Genomic DNA, 20,861 nt, shown 5'->3' on the forward strand with positions numbered 1-20,861 from the left:
CTTTCGTAACTTATTTTAATAAGTCGTATCTAACGCTTTAGGAAAGTAGAGGAGAACAACATGACACGAGTTGTCGTAACAGGTTTGGGTGCAGTTACACCCGTTGGTAATACAGCAAATGACTTTTTGGATGGAATCTTTAACAGTCAAGTTGGTATTGCCCCAATTACAAAGTTTGATGCCACAGAAACGGGTGTCACGGTTGCTGGTGAAGTGAAGGGCTTCGATCCTGCAGAACGCGTTGGAAAGCGCGAAGCTCGCAAGATGGATTTGTTCTCACAATATGCCGTTCACGCAGCTGGTGAAGCTTTGGAAAACGCTGGTTTGGCAGATGGTGTTGATAACCCGGATCGTTTCGGCGTTATCATGGGTAACGGAATCGGTGGTTTGACGACGATCGAAGAACAAGTTATCAAGATGCACGACAAGGGACCACAACGTGTGAGCCCAATGTTCGTGCCAAACGCTATCCCAAACATGGTATCAGGTAACGTGTCAATGCGTTACGGTGCCAAGGGAATTAACTACACATTGTCAACGGCGTGCGCCAGTGCGACGAACGCGATTGGTGAAGCCTTCTGGCGTATCCAATCAGGCAAGTACGATGTGATGGTTACGGGTGGTTCAGAAGCAACGGTTAACGAAATGGGAATCTCAGGATTTGCTGCGTTGACTGCTTTGTCAACTGAGCCGAACCCACTTGAAGCTTCAAAGCCATTTGATGTTAACCGTCACGGTTTCGTCATGGGTGAAGGCTCAGGAATTTTGGTTTTGGAATCTTTGGAACACGCACAAGCTCGCGGTGCCAAGATTATCGCCGAAGTGGTTGGTTACGGGGCTAACTCAGATGCTTACCACTTGACGAGTCCAACACCTGACGGATCAGGACCTGCTGGTTCAGTGAAGTTGGCTTTGCAAGACGCTGGTATTGAAGCAAGCGACATTGACTATGTCAACGCACACGGAACAGCGACTGGTGCTAACGATGCTGCTGAATCAAAGGCAATGGAGTTGGTATTCGGTCAAAACGGTGTCCTTGTTTCATCAACTAAGGGTATGACGGGTCACTTGTTGGGAGCCGCTGGTGCTATTGAAGCAATCGCTGCAATTGGTGCTTTGGTTCGTGAGCAATTGCCAGTTAACGTTGGTGTGACGGAACAAGATCCTGAAACTGCTGGTGTAACGTTGGTTAATGATGACAACAAGTTTGTTGCCCCTAACTACGTTTTGTCAGCTAACTACGGATTTGGTGGCCACAACGCCGCTATCATTTTCAAGAAGTGGAGTGAGAATTAATGGGTTTGCAATTAGATGACATTCGAGCTTTGATGCAAGATTTGGAAAACAGTTCATTGCGTGAGTTTTCATTGCAATCAGATGATTTCAGTTTGCACTTGAGCAAGAACGAAATCGCGCAACCTGTTGTCACGACGCCTGCACAGCCAGCTGTTGCGAGTGTCGCGACAGCAGAGGCGCCTGTAGCAGCTGCTGAGCATCATCCATTGGATAAGGAAGAAAAGCAAGGCGTAACAATCGACGCACCGTTGGTTGGTACGGTTTACTTGAAGCCAAATCCAGATGCAGCACCATTTAAGCAAGTGGGTGATCACGTTGCCGTTGGTGAGCAAGTTGCGATTGTTGAAGCAATGAAGTTGATGACGCCAGTAAAGAGTGAAGTTGCTGGTATCATTACTGAAATTTTGGTTGAGGAAGAAGATGTTGTTGACTACGGTCACGCACTATTCCGTGTCGAATTGGATGCCTAAGGAGGTCTCGACATGTCAGTATTAAACACACAAGAAATTCAAGAGATCTTGCCACACCGTTACCCAATGTTGATGTTGGATACGGTTGAGGAATTGGTGCCTGGTGAGAAGACGGTTGCGATTAAGAACATCACAATCAACGAAGAGGTTTTCCAAGGCCACTTCCCTGGTAACCCAACGTTCCCAGGCGCTTTGACGATTGAGGCGCTTGCCCAAGCTGGTGCAGTTGCGTTGTTGTCAATGCCTGAGTTTAAGGGTAAGACAGCTTACTTTGGTGGTATCAAGAAGGCTCGCTTCCGTAAGATGGTAAAGCCTGGTGATCAAATGCGTCTTGAAGTGACGCTAGATCGTTTGCGCGGACCAATCGGTGAAGGTAAGGGTATTGCTTACGTTAACGGTAAGAAGGCTACAACAGCTGATTTGACGTTTATTATTGGAGACTAAAATGTTCAAGAAAGTGTTAGTCGCGAACCGCGGTGAAATCGCCGTTCGTGTCATCCGTACACTGAAGGAAATGGGCATTCAATCTGTCGCAATTTACTCTTCAGCTGATGCGGATAGCCTCCATGTGAAGTTGGCTGATGAAGCAATTTCAGTTGGAGGACCAAAGTCAAAAGATAGTTACCTAAACATGAAGAATATCTTGAGTGCCGCGTTGTTGACGGGTGCTGAAGCGATTCACCCAGGTTATGGTTTCTTATCTGAAAATGAGTTGTTCGTTGAAATGGCAGAAGCGGTTGGTTTGAAGTGGATTGGTCCGAGCCCTAAGGTGATTGAACTGATGGGTAATAAGGCTAACGCTCGTGAATCAATGCGCGCTGCTGGCGTACCAGTGATTCCTGGTTCTGAAGGCTTCATTCGTGATGCTGCAGAAGCCAAGGCGGTAGCTGATCGCGTGGGTTATCCATTATTGCTAAAGGCTGCGGCTGGTGGCGGTGGAAAGGGAATGCGTTTTGTTTACTCAGCTGATGAGTTGGCAGACAAGTTCGATGATGCCCAGCGTGAAGCCAAGGCTGCCTTTGGGGATGAACACATGTACGTTGAAAAGGTTATGGAGAACGTGCGTCACATTGAGATGCAAGTGATGCGTGATCGTTTCGGCAACGTATTGTACTTCCCTGAGCGTAATTGCTCATTGCAACGTAACAATCAAAAGGTCATGGAAGAAAGTCCAGCGCTTGGTGTCACACAAGAAATGCGTGACAACCTTGGTGAAATCGCAACGAAGGCGGTTAACGCTTTGCAGTACGAGAACACCGGAACATTGGAATTCTTGCAAGACCACGATGGCAATTTCTACTTTATGGAAATGAACACGCGTATCCAGGTTGAACACCCAGTTACTGAAATGGTAACCGGTGTCGACTTGATTCGTATGCAAATTGAAGTGGCAGCTGGTGAGCCGTTGTCTGTGTCACAAGCAGACATTGCCTTGAAGGGACATGCTTTGGAAGTGCGTTTGAACGCAGAACAACCAGCAAAGAACTTTGCACCTAGTGCCGGAACAATTGATTTTGCCTTTTTGCCAACTGGTGGACCTGGTATTCGTATCGATTCTGCCATTTATGCTGGTGATAAGATTCAACCATTCTACGACTCAATGATTGGTAAGTTGTTGGTTCACGCTAATAACCGTGCCGATGCAGTCACGAAGATGGACCGCATCTTGGATGAATTGGTTGTTCACGGGGTCAGCACGAACGCTGAATTCCAAAAGGCGTTGTTGCACGATCCAACGGTTGCCCGTGGCATGTTCGACACACGTTACTTGGAGAAGGAGTTCTTGCCACGTTGGCAAGCCAGTCTGCCTAAGGCGGATTAAGGAGGAGAGGCATGGATTTATTTAATAACACCACGGTTTCAACTCCCAAGATTAAGCGAGATGCGAACCTAAATGATCGCATTCCAGATGGCTTGTTCTTGGCGTGCCCATACTGTGGCGCACAACTCTATTCAAAGCAATTGGGTGACCACCGTGTCTGCCCAAATTGTGGCTATGGATTCCGTTTGCAAGCACGCGAACGCATGGCCTTGATGACGAATGATTTTGAAGAACTAGATGCTGATTTGAAGTTGGCAGATTCAGACTTCCCAGGGTATGCGGCGAAGTTGGAACGTGCGCAACAACAAACGGAATTGGGTGACTCAGTCTTGACGGGAGTAGCGACCCTTGAAGACCAGCGGGTTGCTATCGGTATCATGGATTCATATTTCATCATGGGGTCACTAGGATCAATCACAGGTGAAAAAATCACGCGCTTGTTTGAGCACGCGACGGCAGCTAAGTTGCCAGTCATCTTGTTTACCGCATCTGGTGGTGCACGTATGCAAGAAGGTATTCACTCATTGATGCAAATGGCAAAGGTGTCAGGCGCAGTTGCGGCCCACCAAGATGCCGGTTTGCCATACATTGTGGTTCTGACAGACCCAACAATGGGTGGGGTAACCGCATCATTTGCCATGCAAGGTGACATTACATTGGCCGAACCACACGCATTGGTTGGTTTTGCTGGTAAGCGTGTCATCGAGCAAACGATTCACGAAAAGTTGCCTAAGGAGTTCCAACGTGCCGAAACGGTCATGGAAAATGGCTTTATCGATGCGATTGTGCAACGCCCACAAATGGCAGCAATTCTTGCACAACTTGTGCGTTTTCACCAAACAACGGAGGTTAAGTAAATGGCAGCCCTATTTCGTCGTGAATTAACTCCTGTGCAGGTGGTGAAAAAGTCGCGTGAGGATCGATTCTCAGCACGCGAAATTATTGACGGTATTTTCACTGATTTCTTTGAATTACACGGTGATCGTTTTGCTGGTGATGACGCGAGTGTCATCGGTGGCCTAGCAAACCTTGATGGTAAGCCAGTTACGGTTATTGCCGTTGATAAGGGAACCGATATCAAAGACAAGTTGGCAAAGCGCAACGGGTCTCCTGAGCCATACGGTTATCGTAAGGCTACCCGTTTGATGGACCAAGCAGCTAAGTTTGGTCGTCCTATCATCACCTTTATCAACACGCCAGGAGCCTTTCCTGGTAAGTCAGCTGAAGATCAAGGACAAGGTGAGGCAATCGCCCAAAGTATTCTGCAAAGTATGACGTACCCAGTACCAATGATTGCCATTGTGTACGGTGAAGGTGGGTCAGGGGGCGCGTTGGCCCTAGCAACATCTGACCAAGTTTGGATGTTCCAAAATTCAACGTATTCCATTCTCTCTCCGGAAGGATTTGCAGCTATTTTGTGGAAGGATGCCAAGCGTAGTGCCGAAGCAGCCGAATTGATGGGATTGACGCCTAATGATCTCTTAGCGAACGAGATTATTGACTACATCGTCCCAGAGAGTCGCTCACATGCACGTGTCTTCAATTTGGTTCGTGCCAAGTTGCAAGATGAGATTTCAAAGTTGCAATCACTTGCACCTGATGAACTTGTTAAGCAACGTCGCGCACGTTTCCGAGCATTTTAAACAATTGCAATTATTCAATATCGAACGCCAGATAGTTACTATCTGGCGTTTTTTTGTGGGGTTAAGTAAAATGAAGTTGGATAGACGGGGGATGAATCATGGATCGAATTACAGAACAAAAGCGACAAGCTGGCGAGTACGCAGCTTCGTTGATTACGGATGGCATGATTGTTGGTCTAGGGACTGGCTCAACCGTTAAGTTCTTCATTGAAAAACTAGCGGAGCGAATCAATCGTGAAGGTTTGGATATTGTTGGGGTGACTACCTCACGCCAAACGTCATCTTTGGCGAAAGGTTGGGGAATCAAACTGAAGTCAGTTGATGAAGTGCCCGCAATCGATTTGACCATTGACGGGGCTGATGAAGTAGATGCCAATTTGGATGGAATCAAAGGTGGTGGGGCCGCATTGCTCTTTGAAAAGATTGTCGCGCTAAATTCCAAGCGTAATATCTGGATTGTGGATCAAAGTAAGTATCATGACCAATTAGGCCAATTTCCATTACCAGTTGAAGTGGTGCCGTATGGTAGTCACCAACTCTTGAAGCGTTTCGATGCCGCTGATATGGCGCCAACATTTCGCCGTTTGCCAGATGGCCAACGTTTGACAACGGACGCTGGCAATTACATCATCGATTTACATCTTGAAGTCATTGAGCACCCACAAGCATTGGCTTATTATCTGGAGCAAACCATCGGTGTGGTTGAACACGGCTTGTTTTTGAACGTGGCGGACGCTGTCATAATTGGTGGTGAAAAGTTAGTAATTATCGAGCGCGAAACTATTGAAAATCGCTGATTGTCCACATAATTTTCAAATTCACAAAATAGCGTATGGTATAATAATGAGCAATAGTAGTAAGTTCGGGGACTTATTAAAAGGAGAATTAATACTTATGACTTGGCAAGACAATTACCAAATTTGGGCAGATCGTACTGATTTGCCACAAAACTTGCAAGACGATATGAAGAAGTTGGCAGCTGATGAAAAGGCTGCTGAAGACGCATTCTACCAACCACTTTCATTCGGAACGGCTGGTATGCGTGGCCTTTTGGGTGCTGGAATCAACCGTATGAACATCTTTACGGTTCGTCAAGCAACTGAAGGTTTGGCACGTTTGATGGATTCATTGGACGACGCTGTTAAGGGACGTGGTGTTGCGATTTCTTACGATTCACGTCACTTCTCACCAGAATTCGCTATCGAATCTGCTAAGGTTTTGGGAGCGCACGGCATCAAGGCTTATGTCTTTGAGACGTTGCGTCCAACGCCTGAGTTGTCATTCACGGTTCGCCACTTGAACGCCTACGCAGGTATCATGATTACGGCGTCACACAACCCTAAGGAATACAACGGTTACAAGATTTACGGTGAAGATGGTGGACAAATGCCACCTAAGGAATCAGACATCATCACGGCCTCAATTCGTGAAGCTGACATGTTCGAAGTGCCAGTTAAGGATGAAGCTGAGTTGGTCGAAGCTGGTTTGTTGGTTAAGATTGGCAAGGATGTCGACGATGCTTACTTGGCTGAAGTGAAGACGGTGACGGTTAACCAAGAGTTGATCGACACTGTTGGTAAGGGCATGAAGTTGGTGTACTCACCATTGCACGGAACGGGTGCTTTTATTGCTGGTCAAGCATTGAAGAACGCTGGTTTTGAAAACGTGACGATTGTGCCTGAACAAGCTGAGCCAAATGGTGATTTCCCAACGGTTAAGTTGCCAAACCCTGAAGATCCAGAAGCTTTGGCAATGGGAATTGCTTTGGCTAAGGAGCAGGGGGCTGACGTTGTTATCGCGGTTGACCCAGACGCTGACCGTATGGGAACGGCGGTTCGCCAACCATCAGGTGAGTACCAATTGTTGACGGGTAACCAAATTGGTGCCGTTTTGTTGAACTACTTGTTGACGGCCAAGAAGGCTGACCGCACGTTGCCAGCTAACGGTGCTTTGGTTAAGTCAATCGTGTCATCAGAATTCGCAGCTGATATTGCTAAGAGCTTTGGTGTTGAGACAATCAACGTTTTGACTGGCTTCAAGTACATTGCCGAGCAAATCCAACACTTCGAAGACACGAACGAGCACACGTTCTTGTTCGGATTTGAAGAGTCATACGGTTACTTGGTAAAGTCATTCGCCCGCGACAAGGACTCAGTTCAAGCAACGGTTTTGTTGGCCGAAGTGGCAGCTTACTACAAGTCATTGGGTAAGACGTTGTACGATGGTTTGCAAGAATTGTTCGAGCAATACGGTTACTTTGTTGAAAACACGAAGTCATTGACGTTTGCTGGTATCGACGGTGCCGACAAGATTGCATCATTGATGAACAAGTTCCGTGCTGAGACGCCTGCTGAATTTGGTGGTGTTAAGGTTGCCAAGGTTGAAGACTTCTCATTGCAAACTGAGACGGACACAGCTACGGGTGCCGTAACGCCAATGACGTTGCCAAAGGCAAACGTGGTGAAGTACTGGTTGGCTGATGGTTCATGGGTAGCCGTTCGTCCTTCAGGAACTGAGCCAAAGATTAAGTTCTACGTTGGAACGAAGGGTGCTACGGCACAAGCTGCTGACGAAGAGTTGGCTGCTATCCAAGCAACGATTGCAACTTATGTAGACTAATAATAATGATTGACCGCTACAACCAATTGAGTTGTGGCGGTCTTTTTCATAGTGGCCGTTATTTCATCATGATATGATAACGGTATACATAAGAGATGAGGTGACGGCTGATGACGATGAAAGCAGCTAAGAAGTTAGCCGACGGTATGCGTGGTGGTAAAAAGCTAATTTTTACTGAACAAGCATTCGATGACTATCAATATTTTTTGACGCAAGATCCAAAGACAACGAAAAAGATAAACAAGCTTCTGAAGGAAGTATTCCGCACACCGTTCGAAGGAACGGGTAAGCCTGAACTACAGGCAGGACTTGATGGTGGTTGGTCACGACGCATTGATAGCGCCAACCGCATGATTTATTTCCCTGAAAGTAATGGGGATGTGACGATTGCCCAACTTCGCTACCACTACATGAAGTCGATGACATCTTGAGGAGATATTGAAAATGGAAGAATTAATTGAACGCCTAGAAAATATCGCCCAAAAGATGGTCGATGATGGACGCTTGTTTGGGGCGACAGTCGGCGTGGTGAATTTCAAAAACCAAAAAGAAATTGCCTCAGTCGGACAAGTCGGTACAGGCGAGTTTGCGGACGATATTTTGTCTGTAAACCACATTTACGACTTAGCGAGTTTGACCAAGCTCTATACGACGATGCGCTATTTGCAATTATTCAAGGCAGGGACAGTAACGCCAGAAACGACGGTGCAATCAATCTTGCCAGCTTTTGGTAACGCTGAGATTACGCTTGGTCAATTGTTGTGGCATAATTCTGGCTTGCCAAGTAGCGTGCGCAAGGTGCCTGAACTGACCCGTGAGATGCTGGAAGAAGATTTGATGCTAGGTGACACAATCAACGAACCCGGCACAGTAACGAAGTATTCCGACGTTGGCTTCATGGTGTTGGGTAAGGTGTTGGAAGCACTTGATGACATGCCACTGGCGTTGGATGTGACGGCGAATGTGTTGGCACCTAAGAATTTGGCTAACTCGGGCTATCGCGTAGCTGACAAGGGCCGTTTTGATGCGCCACTTGATCGTTTCGTACCAACCGAGGACGTGCCATTCCGTGGGGGTGTCTTGCAGGGTGAGGTCGATGATTTCAAGGCGCATTTGCTGGGTGGTGCTGGTGGACACGCCGGCATGTTTGCGACAGCTGAAGATGCGTTGTCATTCGTACACGAGTGGTTGATGCCGGATGAAGATTTGCCGGCTGATATGCACGCTTATCTGAAGGACAACCAAGCCGGAATTCGCACGTTTGGTTGGCACTACTGGACATACGGTGGTGAAGATAATCCGGTTGTGGTCACGGATTGGTTGTACCAAACGGGCTTCACTGGCACAATCATGGCAGTTAATTACCGTACGATGCAGGGGATGGTCGTTTTGACGAACCGTGTGCATCCAACGCGTAATAACACGAGCTGGCTAAAAGACCGCTACGAATTTACCCAAGCTTTCTTTGCCCAAATTTGATATTTCGGTAATACCATCAACTTTCTGGTAAAATGAAATTAGCATTAAAAGATGTCATAAAAACAATTTAATAGGGGGCAATATAGATGACAATTATCATCATTATCGCAGTCGTTGTTGTGATTGGTTTGATTTGGATCAGCATTTACAACGGCTTGGTAAAGGCACGTATGCACACGCAAGAGGCTTGGAGCCAAATTGATGTGCAATTGAAGCGTCGTAACGATTTGATTCCGAACTTGTTGGAAACGGTTAAGGGTTATGCCAAGTTCGAACAAGGTACGTTGGAAAAGGTTGTATCATTGCGTAACGCTTTGACACAAGTACCATCTGGCGACCACCAACAAGCCATGGAAATTTCTGACCAATTGACGACGAGTTTGAAGTCAGTCTTTGCGGTTGCAGAAGCTTACCCAGACTTGAAGGCATCAGCCCAATACAACAAGTTGATGGATGAGTTGACGAACACGGAAAACAAGATTGCTTACTCACGTCAATTGTTCAACACAACGACGGCGAACTACAACGCCAAGTTGCAAACTTTCCCAACAAACATTATTGCTGGGATTCACCACTTCCAACCAAGCGAATTCTTGGAGACGCCTGAAGAAGAGAAGCAGGTTGTTAAGGTATCATTTGACGATCAAGGAATGTAATCGAGGTTTAAACGCAGATGTTATTTGACCAAATTGCCAAAAACAAGCGTAAAACAGTGATGCTTTTCTTTGGATTCTTCCTATTCATGGGGGTTGTCGGGGCTGCATTGGGAACCTTTCTGATGAATGGTCACTGGCAACAGGGAATCGTGATTGCCTTTGTGGTCGGCCTGGTTTATACGGTATACATGGTTGGTCAATCGACTGACGTTGTCATGTCTATGAACCACGCCCGCGAAATCAAGAGTGCGGATGAGGCGCCTGATTTGTGGCACATCGTTGAAGATATGGCGATGGTGGCGCAAGTGCCAATGCCACGTGTCTTTATTATCAACGATCCAAGTCCGAATGCGTTTGCGACGGGAAACAACCCAGAACACGCAGCGGTCGCAGCGACCACGGGTATCTTGCAACGTTTGAATCGTGAAGAGCTAGAGGGTGTTATGGCCCACGAGATGACCCACGTTCGTAACTACGACATCCGTTTGCAAACGATTGCTGTGGCGATGACGTCAGCGATTGCGTTGCTAGCCAACCTAGGAACGCACTTCTGGTACTTCGGTGGTAACCGTAGTCGTGATCGCGAAGGTGGCGGTAATGCAATCGGTATGATTGTGTCATTACTTGTGTTGATGTTGGCGCCACTGGCTGCTACGTTGGTACAATTGGCGATTTCACGTAACCGTGAGTACTTGGCTGACGCTGGGGCGGTTGAATTGACGCGTAATCCACAGGGGCTGATCAATGCCCTCACTAAGATTTCGCAAAGTGAACCGATGTCAGAAGCCAACGTTTCACCAGAAAGTTCAGCATTGTATATCGCGAACCCATTAAAGGGGGATAAGATGGCGAACTTGTTTGCCACCCACCCACCAATGGAAAAGCGTATCGAAGCTTTACGCAATATGTAAAACACAACACCCGCGTCGTGCAAAACTGCATGGCGCGGGTGTTTTTGTCAAAACTCTCACGGGCATCTCATGAAACTTACAATTTAACTGTGTTACAATGGACAAGTAACATGGTCGTCGAAAAGGCCAACAAAAGGAGATTAAGATGAAAAAGAAAGCGCCAGTGGTGAAGAACCAAGAATTTGACGCAACGGTCATCGATCTAACGTACGAAGGTAACGGAGTCGTTAAGGTTGATGATTTCCCAATTTTCGTCCCAAATGCTGTTCCGGGTGAAGAAATCCGTGTCGGCATTACGAAGGTTGCTGGAACGTACGCATTCGGACGTGTTGTGAAGACATTGAAGGAATCAGAGGACCGCAACAAGGATGTTGACGTGGCAACGTTGACGACGGGAATTGCACCTTTGGCTCACTTGAAGTACGATGCACAATTGCGTTTCAAGCAAAACCAAATCCAAGAATTGTTCAAGAAGCAACACGTTGATGTTGAAGTTTCTGAGACGCTTGGTATGGAGAACCCAACTGGGTACCGTAACAAGGCGCAAATTCCTACGCGTGAATTGCGTGGTGAATTGACGACTGGATTTTTCCGTCGTGGTTCACACAACTTGATGCCAATTGAGGATTTCTACATTCAAGATCCTGAAATTGACAAGGCTATCGTGGTTATCCGTGATATTTTGCGTAAGTACCACATTCCAGCCTACAACGAATTTGAGCACACAGGTGTTATCCGTAACATCATGGTGCGTCGCGGTTACTACAGCCACGAAATGATGGTTGTTTTGGTAACGCGTTCAAAGAAGTTGCCAGGCGCAGAGATGATTGTTGAAGACATTCGCGAAGCTTTGCCTGAAGTGAAGTCAATCATCCAAAACGTTAACCAAGAAAAGACAAACGTTATCTTGGGCGAGAAGAACAACACCCTTTGGGGGAAGAATGTCATCACTGACACGTTGTTCGGTAAGAAGTTTGCCATCGGACCAAACTCATTCTACCAAGTTAACCCACAAACGACGGAAACGTTGTACCAATTGGCTGCTGACAAGGCTGGCTTGAACGGTGATGAAGAAGTTATCGACGCCTACTCAGGTATCGGAACGATTTCATTGACGATTGCTGACCGTGTTAAGTCAGTTTTGGGTGTCGAAATCGTACCTGGTGCCGTTGACGACGCCAAGCGTAACGCCGACATCAACGGTGTGACGAATGCCAAGTTCGAATTGGGTAAGGCCGAAGAGAAGATGGTTGAGTGGCACGATGCTGGTATGCGACCAGACGTTATCTTCGTTGATCCTCCTCGTAAGGGATTGACGCCAGAATTGATCGACGCCGCAACTGGCATGGAACCAGAAAAGTTCGTGTACATTAGCTGCAACCCTGCAACGTTGGCACGTGACACGGTTCAAATTTTGGAGAACGGTTACCACATTGAGGGACCTGTTCAACCAATCGACCAATTCCCACAAACGACGCACATTGAGTCAATCACTGTGTTCGTTAAGGACTAATATTAAAAAATACATCGATAACCTGAAGAAGCTCGCCGACAGTCTAACTGTTTGGTGGGCTTTTTTGGTATCGCAATGTATAATGAATGTATTATTGAAAGCGCTTTAAGGAAACGAGGGATATGGAAATGACACTAAAGTTAGGTGTAATCGGTACAAATTGGATTACCAAGATGCTGGTTGAGGCCGCACATGAATCTAATGAATATGAACTAGCAGCCGTATACTCACGCCGTGCTGAAACGGGGGCAGCTTTTGCCGCTGATTTCGGGGATGTCCCTGTGTTTACTGACTTGGCTGATTTTTACAACAGCGGGATTGAAGTGGTGTACATTGCATCCCCAAACAGCCTGCACTATGACCAAGTTGTGCAAGCAATCGAGCACGAGCTACACGTGATTGTTGAAAAGTCAGCCTTTTCAAACACGAAGGAGTACGAAGCAGTGTACTCATTGCTTCGTGAGCACCCAAATGTGCGTTTGTTTGAGGCTGCGCGCCACATTCACCAACCAAACTTCAAGGCAATTGCAAAGAAGATTGGCGAAATGGATCACATTTCTGGTGCGACTTTGGTCTACGAGAAGTACTCATCACGTTTCGACGACTACCTAGCTGGTAAGGAGCCAAACGTTTTGACGCGTGAGTTTAGTGCGGGTGCTTTGACTGATTTGGGTGTTTATCCACTTTATGCGGCAATTGCATTGTTTGGTATGCCAAAGGAAAGTCACTACTTCGCAACACCATTGCGTAATGGGGCCGATGGTCGCGGTATTGCCATTTTGCGTTACGCTGACTTTGATGTGACGGTCCAATTTGGTAAGGGTGCCAACAGTTACCTACAATCAGAAATTTTGGGTATGCGCGATACAATCGTGATTGATAGCATTGCAGAATTGCATGAGGTCACATACAAGGATGGCCAAGGGAATGACACTGTGTTGAGTGAAGCGTGCCCAGGAAACCCAATGGTGGCTGAAATGAACGTCTTTGCCAAGATTATCAATGATCCAGTTGCTAACGATGAAGAATACCGTCAATTGTTGACGTTGAGCCAACGCGTCAACATTGTAATGACGAATTTGCGTCACGATGCTGGCATTGTTTTCCCAGCTGACAAGTAAAATGAACGAATGATAAGCGTCGCACGTTTTGTGGGGCGCTTTTCTGTTACAATTAGAAAGACAATGAAAGAAATTGAATGAGGATAGAAAATGGATACTCGTTTTGAAGAACGATTGGCGAGCGTTGGGTTTACCACGCTAACGCCAATTCAAGAAGCCGTAGCTGAACCGTTGGCTGCCGGTGAATCAATCGACGCCTTGGCACCAACTGGAACTGGAAAGACATTGGCCTTTACGTGGCCATTGTTGCCAACATTGGTACCGGGGGATGGTGAGCAATTGCTAATCTTGGCACCATCACAAGAATTGGCCATGCAAACGACACGTGTTGTGCGTGAATGGGCAACTTTGGTGGACTTGAAGGTTTTGTCTTTGACAGGTGGTGCGAACGTGAAGCGCCAACTAGACGCCTTGAAGAAGCACCCAGAAGTGATTGTGGGAACGCCAGGTCGTGTCGCTGAATTGGTCGACAACGGTAAGTTGAAGTTGAAGCGTTTGCGCACGTTGCTATTGGACGAAGCGGACGAATTGTTGACGGAAGACACTGCTAAGCAAATCGACGGTGTTTGGGACGCAATTGACGACCCTGACGTACAAGTTGCCTTGTTTGGCGCAACTGAAGTTGATACGACAATTGCAGCTGGTTTGTTCGATCGTGACTTTACGCGTATTGATCAACGTAATGTGCCAATTCCAACGGCGATTGCCCACGAATTCTGGCCAACTGCCCGCGAGCAACGTAACAAGCGTTTGCGTCAATTAGCAGCCCGCAAGAACTTCCAAGCCATTGTGTTCTTTAACACAACCAAGCAATTGAAGGTGACGGCTAGTTTCTTGGCGCACGAACACGTTGCGATGGCAACATTGGTCCGTGGTGACTCAAGTTCAACCCGTGCCAAGTCATTGGAAAACTTCCGTAAGGGAACGGCAAAGTTCTTGTTGACGACGGATGTGGCCGCGCGCGGTTTGGATATTCCTGACTTGCCAGCGATTATTAACTTTGATTTGCCACGTAACGGTGAAACGTACACGCACCGTGCCGGCCGTACTGGTCGTATGGGGAAGCATGGTTTGGTCATCTCATTCGGTAATGATCACGACTTACGTGATTTGCGTCGTTTGGTGGCAGTTGATATTCAATTGGTTAATGGTGCCAGCCAAGCAACGAAGCCAACTTCATTCTCAGGTTCAGCTGGTCACACAGCAGAACCAGGGGCGAAAAAGGAAGTCGCTGACAAGCCACGTCCAGTTGCCAAGGTTCGTAAGGTGCAAAAGAAGAAGACTGAAGAGGTCGTGGCTCGTACAGATCGCTTCGCAAAAGAGAAAAAAGCTAAGCGTAAGCACAGTAAAAACAAGGGTAAGCCAAAGCGTAAAAACGGCGAAAACTAGGCATTCAGACCGCTATTCCGGAAATAGCGGTCTTTCTTTTTATCCTTAGTTTGTGAAAATGCATTGTTATTTAGTTCACATAAAGTGGGGAATGTGTTACTATAAATAAGGATAGAGAGTTCACAAACGTTTTTTTGTTTGTGAAATAGCATGAAAATAAAACTTTTAGAAAATGAGGTAGGTTGACATGGCAGAACATGACATCCCCCGCGCGACCGCAAAGCGTTTGCCAATTTATTACCGTTACTTGAAGCTTTTGTTGGATGCGGGTACGACTCGCGTTTCATCAAACGAATTGTCTGATGCCGTAAAGTTTGACGCTGCGACGATTCGTCGTGATTTCTCATACTTTGGTGCATTGGGAAAGCGTGGTTACGGATACGACGTTAAGGCATTGATGACGTTCTTTGGTGAAATTTTGAACCAAGACACATTGGCATCAGTTGCCCTAGTCGGAGTTGGTAACTTGGGACAAGCTTTGTTGAACTTTAACTTCCACCAAAGCTCAAACGCCCGCATTTCTGCAGCTTTTGATATCAACGAAGATATCGTGAACACGATTCAAGCTGGTGTCCCTGTTTACAGCATGGACGATTTGGAGAAGCAAATTTCTGATCAACGCATCGACGTGGCAATTTTGACGGTGCCAGCACCAGTTGCCCAAGAATTGGCTAACCGTTTGGCAAAGGCCGGTGTACACGGAATCTTGAACTTCACGCCATTGCGTTTGGATGTGCCAAGTGATGTCCGCGTGCAAAACGTTGATTTGACGAACGAATTGCAAACGTTGTTGTACTTCATCAACAACTTTGGCGGTTCAGAGGCTGAATAACGACATGATAAGTCACCCAATCCTGGGTGACTTTTTATTTCATTTTGAAACATGAGAACGCTTACTTTGTGGAAGTTGTTTTGGTAGAATAATATATGTTAAGTAGTTCATACTTAGCATTTCTCATATGTTATAAACGTTATTATTGTCTAAGACCTCTAAAATGATAACGCCGCAAATGGGCGTGCTTAACCACCACGACTGTTTGTAAAATGGGCCCCGATATATTCATATCGGAGGCCCATTTTTTTATTAATTTGGTGGTACGATACAAGTAAATTAACAGGGGTGACGTTGATATGAGTGAAAAGAAAAATAAAAAGAAACGTGCGTGGCTGAAATGGCTAGGCGTTCTACTGATTTTGCTAATTTCGTTGGGGTTGATTTTTCATAACGAAATTACCAACTTTGCATTAAAGTCGTTCGAACCACAAGTCACGAAGCAGTCGATCAAGGCAGGTGAGAAGGAAAAGAAGAAAGCGAACTATAATTGGGAAAAGGTGGGCGCTTTGACAGCGCAGCAGGTCCTCCAAGCGCGCTTGAATTCAGATAAGATTAACTTTATCGGGTTTGTGGCCGTGCCTGAGGTGCGGATTTCAGTGCCGATTTCAAACGGCACAACTGATTTGAACTTGTCACTGGGGGCTGGGACGATGTTTCCTGATGAAGTGATGGGCGAAGGCAATTACGCGTTGGCATCCCACTTTATTCCGGGTGATTCAGGTCGTGATTTGTTGTTTTCACCACTTTACTACAAGGGGAAAGTGGGCCAGGACATTTACCTGACTGATATGAATAAGGTTTACCGCTATGAAGCAGTAGATTTCAAGGTCATCCAACCAACCGATGTCGATTGGGTTTATCCAGTTGAAGGCAAGAAGTTGGTCACGTTGATTACATGTGATTACACGGCCGAATGTGGGCGTATTATGATGCGTGGTGAGTTGCAAGGTGTGAAGAGCTGGGCAGACACACCAAAGGACATCCAAAAGGCATTCACGACGGCTAACCGTTGGATTAAGTAGAGATGCAAAAAAGCCATTGGCGCCTCAAATAGAGGAGCCAATGGCTTTTGTTGTTAGTCGTTAATATAAATAAAATCAGCAGCGTGTTGCGTGATTTGGACTTCGTTTTGTCCATCCGTTAAGACAAGTGGACCATCGAATGGCAGACGTTCCTTGATTGTCCAGGTGCTACCAAGGGTTACGCCAACCGTCTCAACGTATTGAAGCAATTCCAAGTCTTCCGTAAAGCTGTTAAGCGTGACGGTTTCACCATCGTGTGCTTCACGCAATGTGCGCAACTTGTCTGGTGCATAATTGTAATTTGCGTCTGGAATGAGCAACCCATGGGGTGAATAAGTTGGATAATCCAAGAACTTTTCAAGGGCGTTAACAAATTCATCGTCAGCATCGTGGTCCAAATTGTCAGCGTTAAAGTGCGCTTCAGAAATTGAAAGACCGAGCTTAGTTGCTCCGAACGTTTCAATCAAACGGTGAGAACGAATCAAACGAAGGGCAGTTTGACGACCTGGTTCCGTCAACGTAACGCCGTAATAAGGCACCACATCAACTTCGCCGGCTTCTTGCAACTTCGCCAACATGTTTGAAACTGAAGAAGGCGTGACATTCAAGTGATCAGCGATTTGATTGTTTGAAATCTTGCTGTCGTCGTCACCGCCACTTAGCTCTAAAATCGTTTGCAGATACTGCGTTTTTGATACGGATTCGCTCATAATGAAATTCCTTTTTTACGATAATTTGTTCAGTGCGTTAATTATAACATGAAGTGCCGGATATAAAAGTTAAGTCCTTTAAAAAACATAAAGGTGATTTGCCGAAAAATAAAATTCAGGATATGCTTAGTTTGTTGATAGCGCACTGGTGGTATCGCCATCAGGTTTGAAGTTTTGGAGGCAGACATGTACGGACAGGAGTTTCACCAAAAAAACAAGCTACACGGGGAACAAAAGCTGTGGGCACTATTAGACAGTGCTCGCGAAATCCCGCAGCAGACCGCATTATTCGTTTATTCGGCCGTTAAGCAATCTGGCTATGGTAAGCGACAAGTATTCGTTGGACGCGTTTATGACAGTTGTGTCTATCATATTGGTTGTGACACAATCGAAAACTCCTTTAAGTTAAAGTTCAGCACACCCGATGAACGGAACAAGTTCGCCAATTCTTTTGAGACAGCTTGTGTCGAACAAGGGTTAGCCGTTCATCAAAGTTTCTAAGTAAAAAATAAGAGGATTCGACGCTTGTCGAATCCTCTTATTTTTTACTTCATCATCAGACGTGACTTCATTTGCTCAAGAACGGGGTGGTTCAAAAAAAAATAAAGGATAATTGCTTGAATTGGTAGGAAGATGAGTTGCTTCACACCACGTACCCAAAGAAGTGACGTGATTGCGTGTGGATCAGTCATACCGCCCATAATCACAATCCATAGCGTGTTCATAATGGCATTAACAATAACCAAAACTAGAATAACCGTGATGATTACACGGGCCCAGCTGATGTGCTCACGGTTATAGAATGAGAACCCGTAGATGGCAGCACCAACTAGCGCTGAAAGGGCGAATCCCCAGAAATAACTATAACCACTGATCATCGTTGAAATAAAATCGTTGAAGAATGCAACAATCATTCCCCAGTAAGGGCCATACCACTTGGCGATCAACCCAACAACGATGAACGTGAAGCCGACCTTAACGGAAGCTGGTCCAAACGTAAAACGGCCGATGACGATTTCCAACGCCATCAAAATTCCTAGTAATGCCAACTGCGTCGTGCGCAAACGTGGCAATGCGTAACTTAATGTCTTCATATCGAAAACACCTCCTAATTTTATTTGGAGGGTTTCACCTATTACAGTGAATGTGATAATGATATCGCGAACGTATCAGTCCTTCGTCTGTGGCCCACATTCCGTTTCCACAGCACTTAACGCATCAAAATCTACCCTGCATTTCTGTTACGAGTTCTATTGTAGAACAACTTGTCCGAAAGAGATACAAAAAGTTATTGTATTTATCAAAGTAAAATGTTTAACAACGAAAGAAAAATGTTAAAACGTTTTATCGTTCGGAATATACGAACAATATTAGTTGATAGAGGCAACTAATTTGCGAATTGTGGGTTAATTTGTGAACATAAGTCGCAAAAGGGGCTGTAAAACCTTTCAAAAGTTGGTAAAATGTTTACATAGTATTTAACCCGGAAAGAGATTAATCATGATAACAATTAAGGTACCTGCAACATTAGGCAATTTTGGGCCTGGGGTCGCGTCACTAGGCATGGCGCTAGACCTATCATTAACGGTCGAAATCATTGAAGCAAGCAATGTTTGGGTGGTTGAACACAATCTAGGGGATACGATTCCTTATGATGAGACGAATTACATTGTGGCAGTTGCCAAGAAGTTGTATCCAGACATTACGCCACATGTGTTGCGCGTGACGTCAGATATTCCATTGCGCCAAGGCCTGGGATCATCAACAGCGGCGCTTTTGGCGGCGATTGAATTGGCGAACCAACTCGGTGAGCTCGGCCTAGATGACTACACAAAGTTGACGTTGGCCGCTCGTACTGAAGGGCAACCTGCTAATGTCACAGCTGCCTTGCTTGGTGGTGTCACAGCCAGCTACTTGAACGACGGTAACGTTTTTGCTAGCGGGGTGGTCGCACCTGAATATCAAGCGGTCATCTATTTGCCTGATTACCAACGCACGGACAAGACTGACAAGCCAAACGAGATTGCGTTGGCGGACGCAACCGCAACGGCAGCTGCCGGTAATATGCTGTTGGCTGCCTGGCAGTCACAACAATTGGTGTTGGCTGGTCAATTATTGGAAACGGACAATATCCAACGTGCGGTGATTAATGACGTGCCAGAGTTGGCCGCGATTCGTCAAGCATCACATGCGCTTGATGTCTATGGATCGGTGGTTGCGGGTGATGGACCAGCGGTGGTGACGTTGGTTGCACCTAACCAAACCCAAGATTTGTTAGATGTGCTGGCTTATTTGGATTTGCCAGGTGAATTTAAAGTGGTTGATATTGCAGGAACTGGGTTAACAGTGTTTTAAGAAGGAGAAGGAATAATGGGGAAGGCTTCAATCCGTGACGTTGCTAATTTGGCGGGGGTTTCAATTGCAACAGTGTCACAAGTACTGAACGGTAAGGGCGAGCGATTTTCAGACGCCACGAAACAAAAGGTGTTGGCTGCACGTGACGAGGTTGGTTATGTGCCAAATGCCAGTGCCCGTAGCTTGAAGCGTGGCACGACAACCATGATTGGGGTGATTGTGCCAAGTTTGCGCAATCCATATTTTGGTGACATTGTGCAACGTATGCAAGAAGTGTTGCCAGAAAATGTGTCATTGCAAATCATGACGGCGGAAACCAGCACGGCTGATCAAACGGTTGAAACGTTGGTGGCTGCGGGTGCGCAAGGGTTGGTTGTGGCGAGTCAATTGTCTAATCCACCCGCTGTTGCGCGTAGTTTGCGTCGCCGTGGCATTGCCATGGTTGTCCTTGAAAACCACGATGAATTGGAAGATGCCGATGCAGTTTATGCATCAGATACGCAAGGTGGTCGCAAGGCGGCGGAACACTTGATTGCGTTGGGGCACAAGCACGTGGTTTTGTTGGGTAATCAAGTTTATACGGATAACTTGCAATACCGTACGGCTAGTTTCAAGGAAACGATGGCTGAAGCTGGCGTGAAGGTCAGTGAAGTTGCCACGCGTAATTTGACCAAGCACGCGGGTCGTGCGGCTGCAATGGCCGTGTCAGTAACACACGCTACGGCTGCCTTTGCTTTGAATGATGAGTTGGCAATTGGTGTGATTTCGGGCTTGAATGCTATCGGAATTAAGGTGCCAGAACAAATGTCTGTCATTGGGTATGACGACACGGATTATGCGGAGTTCTTCCGCCCGGCGTTGACGACGATTGAGCAGCCAGTTTGGGATATTGCCAAGGCGGCGCTGGATTCAGTGCTTAAGCGCATTGCGGAACCAGACGCGCCACGCCAAGTTTCTGCCTTTGATGCGAATTTAATTGTGCGCGAGTCGACTGCACCATTAGCTTAATTATGGTAAGCT

The 20,861-nt window shown here is 46.4% G+C and carries 20 protein-coding genes, 1 pseudogene and 1 riboswitch; of the genes and pseudogenes, 19 read left to right on the forward strand and 2 right to left on the reverse strand.

Annotated elements, in window-relative coordinates:
- Positions 1-60: 60 nt before the first annotated feature.
- The 16 genes and pseudogenes from fabF (at position 61) to ACAW68_03160 (ending at position 16,776) form a co-directional block, all read left to right on the forward strand.
- Positions 61-1,296 carry a beta-ketoacyl-ACP synthase II gene (gene fabF / locus ACAW68_03085; protein ID XGA16555.1) on the forward strand — a complete coding sequence of 412 codons (1,236 nt, stop codon included), beginning with the start codon at positions 61-63 and terminating at the stop codon, positions 1,294-1,296.
- Entirely contained in the window at positions 1,296-1,766 is a 471-nt protein-coding gene (gene accB / locus ACAW68_03090; protein XGA16556.1) for an acetyl-CoA carboxylase biotin carboxyl carrier protein, read from the forward strand. Before fabF ends, accB begins: the two co-directional genes overlap by 1 nt.
- A gap of 12 nt (positions 1,767-1,778) precedes the next feature.
- A complete protein-coding gene (gene fabZ, locus ACAW68_03095; protein ID XGA16557.1) occupies positions 1,779-2,210 on the forward strand; it encodes a 3-hydroxyacyl-ACP dehydratase FabZ in 432 nt (143 codons plus the stop codon).
- Between the two features lies 1 nt (position 2,211).
- Positions 2,212-3,588 carry an acetyl-CoA carboxylase biotin carboxylase subunit gene (gene accC / locus ACAW68_03100; GenBank protein XGA16558.1) on the forward strand — a complete coding sequence of 459 codons (1,377 nt, stop codon included), beginning with the start codon at positions 2,212-2,214 and terminating at the stop codon, positions 3,586-3,588.
- 11 nt (positions 3,589-3,599) lie between these two features.
- A pseudogene (accA, locus tag ACAW68_03105) lies at positions 3,600-5,231 on the forward strand (carboxyltransferase subunit alpha).
- A 98-nt stretch (positions 5,232-5,329) separates the two neighbouring features.
- On the forward strand, positions 5,330-6,028 hold the full coding sequence (gene rpiA / locus ACAW68_03110; GenBank protein XGA16559.1) for a ribose-5-phosphate isomerase RpiA: 699 nt from the start codon (positions 5,330-5,332) through the stop codon (positions 6,026-6,028).
- Positions 6,029-6,125: 97 nt separating this feature from the next.
- Complete coding sequence (locus ACAW68_03115) at positions 6,126-7,850, forward strand: phospho-sugar mutase (GenBank protein ID XGA16560.1); 1,725 nt, start codon at positions 6,126-6,128, stop codon at positions 7,848-7,850.
- Between the two features lie 110 nt (positions 7,851-7,960).
- Complete coding sequence (locus tag ACAW68_03120) at positions 7,961-8,281, forward strand: Txe/YoeB family addiction module toxin (GenBank protein XGA16561.1); 321 nt, start codon at positions 7,961-7,963, stop codon at positions 8,279-8,281.
- 13 nt (positions 8,282-8,294) lie between these two features.
- On the forward strand, positions 8,295-9,329 hold the full coding sequence (locus tag ACAW68_03125) for a serine hydrolase domain-containing protein (protein ID XGA16562.1): 1,035 nt from the start codon (positions 8,295-8,297) through the stop codon (positions 9,327-9,329).
- A gap of 86 nt (positions 9,330-9,415) precedes the next feature.
- On the forward strand, positions 9,416-9,985 hold the full coding sequence (locus ACAW68_03130) for a LemA family protein (GenBank protein ID XGA16563.1): 570 nt from the start codon (positions 9,416-9,418) through the stop codon (positions 9,983-9,985).
- Between the two features lie 17 nt (positions 9,986-10,002).
- Positions 10,003-10,896, forward strand: a complete 894-nt coding sequence (gene htpX / locus ACAW68_03135) for a zinc metalloprotease HtpX (protein XGA16564.1) — start codon at positions 10,003-10,005, stop codon at positions 10,894-10,896.
- Between the two features lie 145 nt (positions 10,897-11,041).
- The gene (gene rlmD / locus ACAW68_03140; GenBank protein XGA16565.1) at positions 11,042-12,409 is read left to right on the forward strand and encodes a 23S rRNA (uracil(1939)-C(5))-methyltransferase RlmD; all 1,368 of its coding nucleotides are present in this window, start codon (positions 11,042-11,044) and stop codon (positions 12,407-12,409) included.
- A 128-nt stretch (positions 12,410-12,537) separates the two neighbouring features.
- Positions 12,538-13,530 carry a Gfo/Idh/MocA family protein gene (locus ACAW68_03145; GenBank protein XGA16995.1) on the forward strand — a complete coding sequence of 331 codons (993 nt, stop codon included), beginning with the start codon at positions 12,538-12,540 and terminating at the stop codon, positions 13,528-13,530.
- A 90-nt stretch (positions 13,531-13,620) separates the two neighbouring features.
- Positions 13,621-14,919: a DEAD/DEAH box helicase gene (locus tag ACAW68_03150; protein XGA16566.1), complete on the forward strand. Its 1,299-nt coding sequence runs from the start codon at positions 13,621-13,623 to the stop codon at positions 14,917-14,919.
- Positions 14,920-15,106: 187 nt separating this feature from the next.
- Positions 15,107-15,751 (forward strand): redox-sensing transcriptional repressor Rex, encoded by a 645-nt coding sequence (locus tag ACAW68_03155; protein ID XGA16567.1) that lies wholly within the window; start codon positions 15,107-15,109, stop codon positions 15,749-15,751.
- A 299-nt stretch (positions 15,752-16,050) separates the two neighbouring features.
- The gene (locus ACAW68_03160; protein XGA16568.1) at positions 16,051-16,776 is read left to right on the forward strand and encodes a class A sortase; all 726 of its coding nucleotides are present in this window, start codon (positions 16,051-16,053) and stop codon (positions 16,774-16,776) included.
- 53 nt (positions 16,777-16,829) lie between these two features.
- Here ACAW68_03160 and ACAW68_03165 read toward each other — a convergent pair whose 3' ends face one another.
- Positions 16,830-17,486: a metal-dependent transcriptional regulator gene (locus ACAW68_03165; GenBank protein ID XGA16569.1), complete on the reverse strand. Its 657-nt coding sequence runs from the start codon at positions 17,484-17,486 to the stop codon at positions 16,830-16,832.
- A gap of 186 nt (positions 17,487-17,672) precedes the next feature.
- Between ACAW68_03165 and ACAW68_03170 the strand changes: the two genes are divergently transcribed.
- Positions 17,673-17,987 (forward strand): hypothetical protein, encoded by a 315-nt coding sequence (locus ACAW68_03170; protein ID XGA16570.1) that lies wholly within the window; start codon positions 17,673-17,675, stop codon positions 17,985-17,987.
- A 44-nt stretch (positions 17,988-18,031) separates the two neighbouring features.
- On the opposite strand, the gene ACAW68_03175 is transcribed toward ACAW68_03170, so the two are convergent.
- A complete protein-coding gene (locus tag ACAW68_03175) occupies positions 18,032-18,580 on the reverse strand; it encodes a folate family ECF transporter S component (protein ID XGA16571.1) in 549 nt (182 codons plus the stop codon).
- 42 nt (positions 18,581-18,622) lie between these two features.
- A riboswitch (THF riboswitch) is annotated at positions 18,623-18,721 on the reverse strand.
- 265 nt (positions 18,722-18,986) lie between these two features.
- Here ACAW68_03175 and ACAW68_03180 point away from each other — a divergent pair.
- The gene (locus ACAW68_03180) at positions 18,987-19,841 is read left to right on the forward strand and encodes a homoserine kinase (protein XGA16572.1); all 855 of its coding nucleotides are present in this window, start codon (positions 18,987-18,989) and stop codon (positions 19,839-19,841) included.
- A gap of 15 nt (positions 19,842-19,856) precedes the next feature.
- Positions 19,857-20,849: a ribose utilization transcriptional repressor RbsR gene (gene rbsR / locus ACAW68_03185; GenBank protein ID XGA16573.1), complete on the forward strand. Its 993-nt coding sequence runs from the start codon at positions 19,857-19,859 to the stop codon at positions 20,847-20,849.
- Positions 20,850-20,861: the final 12 nt, after the last annotated feature.

This window comes from Weissella confusa, assembly GCA_041871065.1.
GTDB classification, from domain to species: domain Bacteria; phylum Bacillota; class Bacilli; order Lactobacillales; family Lactobacillaceae; genus Weissella; species Weissella confusa_A.